The organism is Pantoea sp. MQR6 (assembly GCF_022761075.1).
Classification (GTDB): domain Bacteria; phylum Pseudomonadota; class Gammaproteobacteria; order Enterobacterales; family Enterobacteriaceae; genus Pantoea; species Pantoea phytostimulans.
Genome location: NZ_JAKYXB010000001.1, coordinates 1,172,674 through 1,185,057 on the forward strand (window position 1 = coordinate 1,172,674; position 12,384 = coordinate 1,185,057).

At 53.2% G+C, this 12,384-nt stretch carries 10 protein-coding genes; 7 read left to right on the forward strand and 3 right to left on the reverse strand.

The features are described 5' to 3' along the window. Positions 1-20: 20 nt before the first annotated feature. Positions 21-899: a manganese catalase family protein gene (locus tag MUG06_RS05420; protein WP_215846842.1), complete on the reverse strand. Its 879-nt coding sequence runs from the start codon at positions 897-899 to the stop codon at positions 21-23. A 609-nt stretch (positions 900-1,508) separates the two neighbouring features. Here MUG06_RS05420 and MUG06_RS05425 point away from each other — a divergent pair. The 6 genes from MUG06_RS05425 to MUG06_RS05450 are packed head-to-tail and all read left to right on the forward strand — an operon-like array spanning position 1,509 to position 7,888. Further along, positions 1,509-2,663, forward strand: a complete 1,155-nt coding sequence (locus tag MUG06_RS05425) for a mandelate racemase family protein (protein ID WP_243077967.1) — start codon at positions 1,509-1,511, stop codon at positions 2,661-2,663. 57 nt (positions 2,664-2,720) lie between these two features. After that, the gene (locus MUG06_RS05430) at positions 2,721-4,352 is read left to right on the forward strand and encodes an ABC transporter substrate-binding protein (protein WP_243077968.1); all 1,632 of its coding nucleotides are present in this window, start codon (positions 2,721-2,723) and stop codon (positions 4,350-4,352) included. After that, positions 4,349-5,374: an ABC transporter permease gene (locus tag MUG06_RS05435; protein ID WP_215846844.1), complete on the forward strand. Its 1,026-nt coding sequence runs from the start codon at positions 4,349-4,351 to the stop codon at positions 5,372-5,374. Before MUG06_RS05430 ends, MUG06_RS05435 begins: the two co-directional genes overlap by 4 nt. Further along, positions 5,371-6,276: an ABC transporter permease gene (locus MUG06_RS05440; RefSeq protein WP_243077969.1), complete on the forward strand. Its 906-nt coding sequence runs from the start codon at positions 5,371-5,373 to the stop codon at positions 6,274-6,276. Before MUG06_RS05435 ends, MUG06_RS05440 begins: the two co-directional genes overlap by 4 nt. Beyond that, a complete protein-coding gene (locus MUG06_RS05445; RefSeq protein ID WP_243077970.1) occupies positions 6,248-7,114 on the forward strand; it encodes an ABC transporter ATP-binding protein in 867 nt (288 codons plus the stop codon). Before MUG06_RS05440 ends, MUG06_RS05445 begins: the two co-directional genes overlap by 29 nt. A gap of 9 nt (positions 7,115-7,123) precedes the next feature. Then, the gene (locus MUG06_RS05450; protein ID WP_243077971.1) at positions 7,124-7,888 is read left to right on the forward strand and encodes an ABC transporter ATP-binding protein; all 765 of its coding nucleotides are present in this window, start codon (positions 7,124-7,126) and stop codon (positions 7,886-7,888) included. A 43-nt stretch (positions 7,889-7,931) separates the two neighbouring features. Here MUG06_RS05450 and MUG06_RS05455 read toward each other — a convergent pair whose 3' ends face one another. Next, entirely contained in the window at positions 7,932-8,570 is a 639-nt protein-coding gene (locus tag MUG06_RS05455) for an RpiB/LacA/LacB family sugar-phosphate isomerase (RefSeq protein ID WP_243077972.1), read from the reverse strand. A 138-nt stretch (positions 8,571-8,708) separates the two neighbouring features. On the opposite strand from MUG06_RS05455, the gene MUG06_RS05460 reads away from it, so the two are divergent. Then, positions 8,709-9,044 (forward strand): cupin domain-containing protein, encoded by a 336-nt coding sequence (locus MUG06_RS05460; RefSeq protein WP_215846848.1) that lies wholly within the window; start codon positions 8,709-8,711, stop codon positions 9,042-9,044. Between the two features lie 84 nt (positions 9,045-9,128). On the opposite strand, the gene MUG06_RS05465 is transcribed toward MUG06_RS05460, so the two are convergent. After that, positions 9,129-12,233 carry an efflux RND transporter permease subunit gene (locus MUG06_RS05465; protein WP_243077973.1) on the reverse strand — a complete coding sequence of 1,035 codons (3,105 nt, stop codon included), beginning with the start codon at positions 12,231-12,233 and terminating at the stop codon, positions 9,129-9,131. Positions 12,234-12,384: the final 151 nt, after the last annotated feature.

The window sequence follows — 12,384 nt, forward strand, 5'->3', positions numbered from 1 at the left end:
TCAACAGGCACGTCTCCCGATCACTGCTGCTCTTTTGGTATGCCTTTGCCCAGATCGGTTCCGGTTAAAGGATTGATGGTGGGATCGGATTGGGTGCGGATGGCCATATTTTCAACATGTGTATTTTGTTTATCAGACAAGGTCACTTTGGATAAACCATCACCACCGTCTACTGCAGGTTGCGGATCGGCTACATAATCGAAATTCTCATCTGAATTCCAGCTACCGCGAATATCGCCCCCTTCAGACATGTTGTAATACGTGTGCGCGTACTGCTCGATTGGTGGTAATTTTCCTGGCGGGAAATTATCACGGATTGCATAGAGCGCTTTTTCAAACGAGATCTGGTGCGCCACTTCTCGCGTCATCAAAAAGCCCAACGCATCTTTTACGCCGGGATCATCGGTTACGTTGATCAGACGTTCGTAAATGATTTTAGCGCGCGCTTCAGCGGCGATATTGGATCGTAGATCGGCGGTAACTTCGCCAATGGTATCGATATAGGCTGCTGTCCAGGGCACACCGGCGGAGTTGGTTAACGCCGGGCCGCCACCGTAAAGTAACGCGGTGGTGTGGCTGCCGTTGCCGCCGTTAGTGAGTGAACGATAAAGTTCGGCTTCCTCTTCCACACCTTCAGCCAGATCGCCTTTAGCACCTTTGTTGAGCATGCCAACCAGACTACCGATAATTTCCAGATGGCTTAACTCTTCAGTAGCGATATCCAGCAGCATATCTTTACGACCCGGATCTTCATCGCCCAGCCCTTGGGTAAAATAACGGCATGCTGCCGCCAGTTCCCCTTGAGGCCCACCAAATTGTTCTAACAGTAAGTTAGCCAGCCCCGGATTTGGACCAGCAACGCGAACGGTATATTGCATTTGTTTAACATGACGAAACATTGCGCTCTCCAGATAAAGTCAATCAATCTCGCTAAAGGGCTTATCTGCACTTAAGGCGCTTTTCATTGCACCTCAAGATAAACCCGCTAATTATGTGACTATTAATTTATTGAAGAGAAACAGATAACCCGCAAGCCAACTTTAGAAAGCGAGGCGTGGAATGTTTATATTTTACGAAAATAAATTATTGATTTTTATATTAATAATATATTTTATTAAAATTTATTATTTATTTAATCCTATTAAAATTTCCGCCCATAAATACGTAGCGGTAAAAGTTATCAGCTTCTTAAATAGCACTTTAAATAATGAAAGGAAAAACAGAGATTATTAACGCTTCGCTAACAGGCGTTAATTTTTGAATTAACTGGGGAAAATACGCTGAAAAGTATCACTGCCCAATCTGCTTAAACCCTATCTCTGCGTGCCCTGGCTCACAAAACGCCGCGCTTTCGTGAATGTGTTCACAACGCCTTAGGCAACTGCACACATATTAGTCAGCAATGTTCTTGTTTTGGCTAATGCGTTAATAAAATGTGAAGGCTAGATTATAAAAATGAAACGGCGTTTTATTTATTACGCCAAACGATCAGCTACAGGAGCTTAACCGTGAAGATCAGCGCAATCGATGTCACCCTTTTTACTTATCCTACTCAGCGCCGCTCAGACAGCGCCGGCCACTCTCATCCCGGCCCCGAAACAGATGCGCAAATGGCGTTATTAACGATCACCAGTGATGAAGGGGATTGCGGCTATGCCTTTGCACCTGCCGAAGTGGTGCGTTCACATGTGGTGAATGCCTTTTTTCGCAAAGTGCTGATTGGGCAAAACGCCTTTGACCGCGAACGTTTGTGGCAAGATCTGGTGCACTGGCAACGTGGAAGTGCACATCAGCTCACCGAACGCGCGCTTTCTGCCGTTGAACAAGCGATGTGGGATTTAATTGGTCGCAAACTGCAGCAGCCGGTGCACAAATTGCTGGGCGGCTATCGCGAGAAGATTCCCGCCTACGGCAGCACCATGTGTGGTGATGAACTGGAGGGGGGATTATCAACTCCTGATGAATATGCACGCTTTGCTGAAAAGCTGGTACAGCGCGGCTACAAAGCGATCAAGCTCCACACCTGGATGCCGCCCGTTTCGTTTGCGCCCAGCACAGCCATGGATATTAAAGCCTGTGCGGCGGTACGCGAAGCGGTAGGACCCGATATTGCGCTGATGCTGGACGGTTATCACTGGTACAGCCGCAGCGAAGCGCTGACCATCGGCAGAGCCTTAGAAAAATTAAATTTCAGCTGGTTTGAAGAGCCGATGGAAGAAGAGAGCATGGCCTCTTACGCCTGGCTGGCTGAAAACCTGTCGATTGATGTGCTGGGACCGGAAAGCCTCGGCGGTAAACATCACAGCCGTGCTGATTGGGTGCGAGCAGGCGCCTGCGACATTTTGCGTGCGGGTGCCAATGGCGTAGGGGGAATCTCAGCGACCATGAAAGTTGCCAGCCTCGCAGAAGCCTTTGGTATGGATTGCGAAGTCCATGGCAATGGCGCAGCCAGCATTGCGGTGGTCGGCGCGATCCGCAATTGTCGCTGGTATGAACGCGGCCTGTTACACCCTTTCCTTGATTACGAACAGCCTCCTGCCTATCTCAACAGCCTGGTCGATCCGATGGATGACCAGGGTTTTGTGCATTTGCCAACCCGCGCTGGATTAGGAGAAGACATTAACTTTAGCTGGATAGAAACCCATACGCTCGAACGCTGGTAAATCGCCATAACCAAGTACGGCAAACAATAATAACCTCTGACCTGCTGGACTGACATTATGAAACTCTACAACCGCTGCGGCGCGTGGCTTGTCACGCTGCTGCTGCTGGCGGGCAGCGCGTCGTTACAGGCGAAAACGCCTGACGATCAGCTGATCGTTGGCATGAACATGAATAACTTGCTCACGCTGGATCCCGCCGCCATGACCGGTAATGAAGTGGTGGGTATTGTGGTGAATCTGTATGACGGCATGGTTGAACTCGATCCTAAACAACTGACCAACGTGCGCCCTGCACTGGCGGAACGTTGGGAGATCAGCCCAGATAACAAGCAGCTCACCTTCCACCTTCGTGACGGTGTCACCTTTCATTCCGGCAATGCGTTGAGCAGTGACGATGTGATTTGGTCAATGCGTCGTGTGCTGCACCTGAATCTGGCGCAAGCATCGGTGTGGAAATCGTATGGTTTCACGAAAGAAAATGTGGATCAGATGATCACCGCACCCGATGCACGCACCGTGGTGATGACCCTGCCGAAACCCAATGATCCCAAGCTGGTGATCTATTCGCTGGCGGCGTTGGGCAGCATGGTGGTGCTGGACAGCAAAACGGTGAAATCACATGAAGTGAAAGGCGATTGGGGCAACCGCTGGTTAACCACCAACGAAGCGGGTTCAGGTCCCTTCCGCCTTGATGTCTGGCAGGCCAAAGATGTGCTGCGCATGAGCCGAGCAGATCATTACTGGCGCGGCGAGGCAAAAATGTCACGCGTGGTATTTCGCCATTTACAAGAGTCACAAACCCTGCGTTTGATGATGCAAAAAGGCGATCTGGATATTGCCAGCAACATGGCGATTCCCGACGTACGCGCCCTGCGTAACGATCCCGACCTGGCTATCGACGCGGTACAGAAAGGCACTATTTACTATCTGGCGATGAGCATGAAGGATGACCACTTCGCGGATGTCAAAGTGCGTGAAGCGGTACGGTATCTGGTAGATTATCAGGGAATTAATAAAAGCTTGATGACCGGATATGGCGTGCTGCATCAGCGCCCGATTCAGGCAAATATGCCTGCCACCCTGCCCGATCCTGGCTACAAACTGGATGTTGCACGCGCCAAAGCGTTGCTGGCTGAAGCGGGTTATCCCAATGGATTTGACACTACGCTGCGCGTATTAGCTGACCAACCCTTTCTGAACATCGCTATCGCGATACAGTCCACGCTGCTGCAAGGCGGCATCCGCGCCAAAATTGTCACTGGCACCGGTAATCAGATCTACGGCGCAATGCGCGATCGCCAGTTTAACTTGCTGGTGGGCCGTGGCGGCAGCGGCGTTGAACCTCATCCTCACTCCAGCCTGCGTTCGCTGGTCTATAACCCAAACAATGCCGACAGCGCACGCCTGACCAATTTTCAGGGCTGGCGCACCGGTTTCTACGATGCCCAGCTCAATAGCATGATTGATCAGGCGCTGGTCGAGCGCGACAGCACCAAACAGCAGCAAGAATATTTCGCGATTCAACGCCGATATGACCAACTGGTGCCGGCCTTGATGCCGATATCACAAATGGTGGATTCGGTGGTGGTTAATAACCGTGTGCAGGATTATCAGCCGCATCCATCGGCCACCACTTTCCTGCGCGACGTATGGAAAACGCCGGATACCTTAGCGGGAGGTCGCCCATGACGCTGACTCAAAACCAGGTTCGCCGCATCAGCAAACGTGGCGTACAGGTGCTTATTACGCTGTTTGGCCTGCTGCTGCTGACTTTTTTCATTGGCCGCGTGATGCCGCTGGATCCCGTATTAGCGATTGTTGGACCCGACGCTGACAACGCCACTTATCAGCAGGTTTATCAGCAACTCGGCTTCGACAAACCTTTGTGGGTGCAGTTCGGTATCTACCTTAACGCGCTGTTGCATGGCGATTTAGGTCATGCGCTGCTTACCGGCCAACCGGTGGTCAACGATATCCTGCGGGTGTTTCCCGCCACCGTTGAACTGGCCACGTTGGCGATTGTTATTGGTGCCGGGTTAGGTGTGCCGTTGGGCGTGCTGGCAGCGGCTCGACGCAACAGCGTGATCGATTACGTCGTACGTGTGATCAGCCTGGCGGGTTATTCCACGCCGATTTTCTGGGTGGGAATGATTGGTTTGCTGCTGTTCTATGCGCATCTGGGTTGGGTGGGCGGCGCGGGCCGGGTTGATTTCAGTCTTGACGGCATTGTGCCGCGCCGTACCGGTTTCATGCTGATAGATGCGCTTATAGCGGGCAACAGCCAGGTGTTTTGGAATGCGCTCAATCATTTGGTGTTACCCGCTTCGCTGCTGGGTTTTCATTCGCTGGCCTACATCAGCCGCATGACGCGCAGCTTTATGCTCGCGCAACTGTCGCAAGAGTTCATTCTTACTGCCCGCGTCAAAGGATTAACGGAATGGCAGGTGATCTGGCAGCACGCCTTCCGCAACATTCTGGTTCAGCTGCTCACGGTGGTCGCCCTCGCCTACGGTTCCCTGCTGGAAGGTGCGGTATTAATTGAAACGGTGTTTTCATGGCCCGGTTTTGGTTCTTACCTGACCGGCAGTTTAATGCTAGGCGACATGAATGCGGTGATGGGCTGCGTGCTGGTGGTCGGCCTGATTTTTGTGATGCTTAACCTGCTCTCTGACCTGCTTTATCAGGTATTTGATCCGAGGACCAAAGTATGACGATCTCCTACGACACGCCTCATGTCAGCGCGACGCGGGAAAAGCTGGCGCGCTGCCAACGCTTTGCTGCGCGTACCGCTCATTTTCTCTGGCGCATGGCCTGCAATCCGCTGACGGCGATTGGCGGCGGCATTGTTCTGGTGCTGTGCATTGTGGCGCTGTTCGCACCCTGGATTGCGCCTTATCACCCGCTGATTCAGGATTTAAATAATGCGTTAACGCCGCCCAGCGCCGAGCATTGGTTCGGCACCGACGAATTTGGTCGCGACATCTTTAGCCGGTTAGTTTGGGGGGCACGCATCACGCTCTACATCGTGTTGCTGGTGTCGATTACTGTTGGCCCGCTCGGGCTGCTGCTGGGCGTGACGGCTGGCTACTTTGGCGGCAAGGTCGACAGCGTACTGATGCGCGTGACCGACATTTTTATCTCTTTTCCCAGTCTGGTATTGGCGCTGGCGTTCGTGGCGGCGCTAGGTCCCGGCCTGGAACATGTGGTCATTGCGATTACGCTGACAGCCTGGCCACCCATTGCACGTCTGGCACGCGCTGAAACGCTGTCGCTGCGTCAGGCTGACTTTATCTCTGCGGTGCGGCTACAAGGTGCTTCTCCGCTGCGCGTGCTGTGGAAACACATCGTGCCGCTGTGTCTGCCCTCGGTGATTATCCGCATCACCATGAACATGGCGGGTATCATTCTGACTGCTGCTGGGCTGGGTTTCCTCGGCCTTGGCGCACAGCCACCCGATCCTGAATGGGGCGCGATGATCGCCAGCGGCCGCACCTACATGTTGGAATGTTGGTGGGTAGTGACCGTTCCGGGTTTAGCGATTCTGATTAACAGCCTGGCGTTTAACTTTTTAGGAGATGGCCTACGTGACCTGCTCGATCCCCGCAGTGAGTAACGCTTCGCCGTTGCTCGACGTGCGTGATTTGCACGTTAACTTTGTCAACGGACGCCAGACCACCGCCGCAGTGCGGGGCGTCTCCTTTCAACTTGGACAGGAAAAGCTGGCGATTGTGGGTGAATCGGGTTCCGGCAAATCCACTGTGGGCCGTGCGCTACTGCAACTGCACCCCGCGAAAGCCCGCATTGAAGCCAGCCGCATGCAATTCGGCGATATCGACCTGCTGCGCGCCAGCCCGGCACAAATGCGTGCCGTACGTGGTAAACGCATCTCGATGATCATGCAGGACCCAAAATATTCGCTTAATCCGGTGATCCGCGTCGGCGATCAGATCGCTGAAGCCTGGCGCAGCCATCATCGCGGACAACATGCCGCCGCCCGTCAGCGGGCACTGGAGATGTTGGAGGTGGTGCGCATCCGCGATCCTGAGCGTGTTTACCAACTCTATCCGCACGAAATCTCTGGCGGGCAAGGCCAGCGCGTGATGATTGCCATGATGCTGATTACCGAGCCTGAACTGGTGATTGCCGATGAACCGACTTCAGCGCTGGACGTATCGGTGCGATTGCAGGTGTTGGCGCTGCTTGACGACTTGGTAAAAGCACGCGGTTTAGGACTGATTTTTATCAGTCACGATATCAATCTGGTGCGCAGCTTCTGCGATCGCGTTCTGGTGATGTACGCCGGACGGGTGGTGGAATCGCTGGCCGCCAGCGAACTGGATCAAGCGCAACATCCTTACACCCAAGGTTTACTCGCTGCTTTGCCAGATATCGATCATCGCCGTGCGCGCCTGCCGGTGTTACAACGTCACGTTAGCTGGATGAACGGGTAAGGAGTCAAGATGATTACTGTTAACAATCTCAACCTGAGCTTTGGCGACGATGGCGCGCGTAATCAGGTGCTGTACGACGTTAATCTCAGTGTGAAAGAGGGTGAGATTTTTGGTCTGGTGGGTGAATCGGGTTCTGGGAAAACCACGGTACTGAAATGTCTGGCGGGCCTGTTTAATCACTGGCAAGGCGAACTGGCGATTAACGCAAAGCCTCTTGATCATCGTATCGATCACACACGCTGCCGCCTGGTGCAGATGGTGTTTCAGGATCCTTACGGCTCGCTGCATCCGCGTCATACTATTGGCGATATTTTGGAAGAGCCCTTGCAGATTCACGGCATCGGGCAGCGGCAACAGCGGGTGATCAGCATGTTGGAGAAAGTGGGATTGAACCGCGCTTTTCAGACGCGTTATCCGCACCAGCTTTCTGGCGGTCAGCGTCAGCGCGTGGCCATTGCCCGCGCTCTGATTCTTGAGCCGCGCGTGCTGCTGCTGGATGAGCCAACCTCCGCGCTGGATGTCTCGGTGCAGGCAGAAATCCTCAACCTGCTCAGCGACCTGCAACAGCAAGGTAATCTGACCTATTTAATGGTGACGCATGATTTAGGCGTGGTGGCGCATATCTGCCATCGCGTGGCGGTGATGCAGCATGGCAAGGTGCTGGAAACGCTGGATGTTGACACGCTGGTTGCCGATCGGGCGACCATGCCCTACACGCGGATGCTGGTGGACGCGAGTCGTCATTACAATCCGGCGCTGGCGGAACAGGAATAAAAAAAACGGGCGGCCTGAGCCGCCCTTTCACTTCGTCGCTAATTTACTGCGTCAGCTGGCGTACGAAGCTGATGATTTCCTGATTTTGTCCGTGCTCGAACAGGCAATGTTGGAAACGTGGGCCGCTCACTGCGGTGCGCACCAGTTCAGGATCGATAGCGCGCAGCGTATCCAGATAGTTCTCTTTAATCACTGCCGCTTTAACCTGATTCAGCAAGCCAGCGTTACGCACCTGTGGCTCTTTACGCTCAGGTGGATAGCCCAGCCCTTTTTCGCCGGTAAAGGCTTTCTCAAAGATAAAGCGCAGGTTAAGTTCCGCACCCCAGCCAAAGCCTTTGGCAAACGGCAGCGACAGCGCATTACCGTTGTTAATTTGCGCAAAAAGATAGGCGTCCGCAGGATCGATACAGTAGCCACAGACCACACCCGGATGAATATTCAGCGACATCAGTGCGCCTTGTCCGGTGCCGCAACCCGCTACCACAAAATCCACCGCCTGGCTGTTAAGCAGCACGCTGGCTTGAATGCCGAGGTGAATGTAGGTCAGATGGTGATCTTGCTCGTCGCTCATCCCGACGTTAAAAACCTGATGGCCCAATGGCTGAGCAACGCCTTCCAGTTCTTTCAATACGGTGGCGTTTTTAGCCGCCTGGCTATTTTCCATCATTAACGCAATTTTCATGATCTACCCTTAGCATTTAATTGAAACACCGTTTCATTTTAATAAAAAAACGCTAAAGTGCATGGGTTAAATCACCCCATCGCTGTGAGTGCTGTCACAAAACGACCACCGCATGCCCGACCAACATCAGGAGTTCACATGTTTATCTATAAACAAGACCGCCCGCTTGAAGATTTAGGCAATGGCGTTATGCGTCGCCTTTTGGCTCACGGCGGCGGCATGATGGCTGTTGAAGTAATCTTTGAAAAGGATGCGGTTGGTCCTTTACACCATCATCCACATGAGCAGTTAACGTATGTGTTAAGCGGACGTTTCGCCTTTACGATTGGGGGTGTCACGCAGGAAGTCGCTGCGGGCGATACTTTGTATAAAGCACCCAACGTGGTGCACGGCTGTGTCTGTCTGGAAGCGGGAACGCTGCTGGACACCTTCACGCCGCAGCGCGAAGATTTTTTGACCGCCAATACGCAGTAAATCGCGCTTTTGCTGTTTAATCATCTGACTGTTTGCCGCACCTTAAGCCTGCACATGCTCGTACAGGCTTGAGGTTTCAGCGATTTATTTAGCGGATCCATGCCGGGTGAGATAGCGTTTAACCAAGACAAAAAACAGCGGGACGAAGAACAGCGCCAGTACTGTACCGGCTAACGTCCCGCCGATAATCCCGGTGCCTATCGCAATGCGGCTGTTTGCGCCCGCACCTGTCGCAATCGCAAGCGGCACCACACCGGCAATAAAGGCCAGCGAGGTCATCATGATCGGGCGCAGACGCGTTCGGGCAGCCTGTAGCGCGGCTGAACTCAGCGAGCGTCCTTGCCGTACAGCATCTTCTGCGAACTCAATAATCAATATCGCGTTCTTCGAGGTCAGCCCAACCGTGGTTAACAAAGCGACCTGGAAGTAGATGTCGTTGCTTAATCCGCGTAGCGCCACGGCGATCACCGTGCCAAGCACACCCAGCGGCACGGCAAGTAACACAGAAAACGGCACAGACCAGCTCTCATACAGCGCCGCTAAGCAGAGAAACACCACCAAAATGGAGATGGCATACAGCGCGGTCGATTGCCCCCCCGCCTGCTTTTCCTGCAATGAGAGTCCACTCCATGCCCCGGTTGTTCCCGCAGGCAGCGCGTTAGCCAGTCGCTCCATGGTCGCCATCGCATCTCCCGAGCTGTATCCCTCAGCATTTTGGCCCTGAATTTCAAACGCGGCAGAACCGTTATAGCGGTTCAGGCTTTCCGGTCCCATAGTCCAGCGCGTTGACGCAAAAGCAGAGAAAGGCGTCATGCCGCCTTCGCTGTTGCGGATAAACCATTTGTCCAGATCGTTAGGCGCCGATCGATACTGTCCATCACCTTGAATGTAAACGCGTTTGACGCGACCACGATCGATAAAATCATTGATATATGCGCCGCCCCACGCGCTGGTTAACGTATCGGTGATGTCATCCAGCTGCAGACCCAGCGCCACCGCTTTGTTGGTATCAATATCGATTTGTAGCTGTGGCATTTGCGGCAGAATATTTGCCCGCACCGCAGAGAGTGCCGGGCTTTGCGTGGCCTGCTGCAACAACTGATCGCGCAGGTTTTCCAGTTCGCTGCGCGTGGTACCGCCGCTGGCGAGCAGTTCATAGGTAAAGCCGTTGTTCTGTCCCAAACCTGGCACGGACGGTGGCGTCAGCGCGAAGATTTGCGCGTCACGGATTGAGGAAAGCGCATAGGTAGCGCGCCCGGCTATCGCCTCCGCTGAGTTTTCACTTCCCTCACGCTGATCCCAGTTTTTAAGCTTGATAAATGCCATACCGGCGTTTTGCGCCGCGCCGCTGAAGTTAAAGCCGTTGATAGTGAATACCACATCGATATTCTCTTTTTCTTGGGTGAGAAACCAGTCAACAATCTGCTTATTAACCGCTTCCGTTCGGCTGGCTGTTGCCCCGGCTGGCAGCGTTGCCTGTAGCATGATGCTGCCCTGATCTTCTGTCGGCAGAAAACTGCCCGGAAGGCGGGTAAACATAAAAAACAACACCAACCCCATCGCGCTGTACAGCGAGATCATGATCAGCGGCCGACGCAGCGTGCTCACGACTTTATGGCGATATTTACGCTCGGTTGCCGCATAAAAGCGGTTAAAACCACCAAAAAATCCTTTTTGATGCGGTTTGCCAAGTTTAAGCAACATGCCGCACAACGCTGGTGTTAACGTCAATGCCACCAGCACGGAAAAAGTCATTGCGGCGATAATGGTGACAGAAAATTGGCGATAAATTACGCCTGTTGAACCGGCGAAAAAAGCCATGGGCAGAAACACCGCCGATAGCACCAGCGCGATAGCAATCAATGCGCCGGAGATCTCTTTCATCGATTTTTCTGTTGCTTCTCTGGCTGGCAAACCTTCGTCATGCATGATGCGTTCGACGTTTTCGACCACCACAATGGCATCATCTACCAGCAAGCCGATGGCCAGTACCATGGCAAACAGCGTCAACGTGTTGATGGTATAACCGCACAGCGCCAACACGCCGAACGTCCCCAATAACACCACGGGCACCGCCAACGCAGGAATAATGGTTGCGCGAATATTTTGCAAAAACAGGTACATTACGACGACGACCAGCACGATAGCTTCAATCAGCGTAATCACCACATCCTCTACGGAAATTTTAATGAAGTCGGTACTGTCCAGCGCGTATGCCACTTCATACCCGGCAGGCATGGAATGTCGATACTCTTCGACTTTCTGCTTAACCAGCGTGGCGGTATCGAGTGCATTCGCGCCCGGTGCCAGCATCACACCGATACCCGCAGCCGGATGTCCGTTGAGACGCGTGGTCATATCGTAAGTTTCACCGCCTAACTCGACGCGAGCCACATCGCCGACACGAACAATCGCACCATTTCTGTCACTTTTTACGATGATATGTCGAAACTGTTCAGGCGTTTGAAGACGCGACTGCGCCCTGACGGTTGCTGTAAGTTGTTGATTATCTGGAGAGGGAAGCCCACCGATTTTCCCGGCAGAGACCTGAATATTCTGCGCGCGAATGGCCGTGGAAACATCCGAGGGTTGCAGTGAATAGGCATTGAGTTTGAAAGGATCAAGCCAGATTCGCATGGCATATTGCCCGCCAAACACCTGAATATCCCCCACGCCTTCTGTCCTTGCCAACGGCTCCTGCATGTTGCTGACCAGCCAATCCCCAATGTCGGTGCTGTTGCTTTTCCCGGTGGTGTCATACAGCCCCATCACCAGCAAAAAGTTTGACTGCGATTTCGTTACGGTCACGCCCAGTTGCTGGACTTCGCTGGGTAATCGAGTCAGTGCCTGCTGCACCTTATTTTGCACCTGAACCTGCGCAGTGTCTGGATCGGTTCCTTGGCTGAACGTGACAGTCACCGAAACGTTGCCCTGTGAACTGCTGCTGGAAGTGAAGTAAAGCAAATTATCCAGCCCGGTCAGCTGCTGCTCAATGACTTGGGTAACGCTGTTTTCTAGCGTCTCGGCCGATGCACCGGTATAGGTTGCGCTGATGTTGACCGCAGGCGGTGCGACGTCAGGGTATTGTTCTACGGGCAACAGGGTAATGGAAAGCGCGCCGAGCAGCATAATCAAGATAGCTATCACCCAGGCAAACACCGGGCGATAAATAAAAAAGCGGGAAAACATTCAGTGGGCCTCTTCCTTTTTATCAGGCGGAAACGATACCTACACTCCTGCAGGCTGATTAAGGCTATAGCATTATGAAATTAGCGCGGCATTGTTTACGATTCATTACTGAACAGAAAGGCGCTATGTCTGGCGTATCGTGGAATGACCC

Bases quoted from the DNA above. Each gene is read 5' to 3' on its own strand.
- MUG06_RS05450 (WP_243077971.1), top strand. From the start codon at position 7,124: ATGATTACTGTTAACAATCTCAACCTGAGCTTTGGCGACGATGGCGCG.
- MUG06_RS05430 (WP_243077968.1), top strand. From the start codon at position 2,721: ATGAAACTCTACAACCGCTGCGGCGCGTGGCTTGTCACGCTGCTGCTG.
- MUG06_RS05435 (WP_215846844.1), top strand. From the start codon at position 4,349: ATGACGCTGACTCAAAACCAGGTTCGCCGCATCAGCAAACGTGGCGTA.
- MUG06_RS05465 (WP_243077973.1), bottom strand. From the start codon at position 12,233: ATGTTTTCCCGCTTTTTTATTTATCGCCCGGTGTTTGCCTGGGTGATA.
- MUG06_RS05440 (WP_243077969.1), top strand. From the start codon at position 5,371: ATGACGATCTCCTACGACACGCCTCATGTCAGCGCGACGCGGGAAAAG.
- MUG06_RS05420 (WP_215846842.1), bottom strand. From the start codon at position 899: ATGTTTCGTCATGTTAAACAAATGCAATATACCGTTCGCGTTGCTGGT.
- MUG06_RS05455 (WP_243077972.1), bottom strand. From the start codon at position 8,570: ATGAAAATTGCGTTAATGATGGAAAATAGCCAGGCGGCTAAAAACGCC.
- MUG06_RS05460 (WP_215846848.1), top strand. From the start codon at position 8,709: ATGTTTATCTATAAACAAGACCGCCCGCTTGAAGATTTAGGCAATGGC.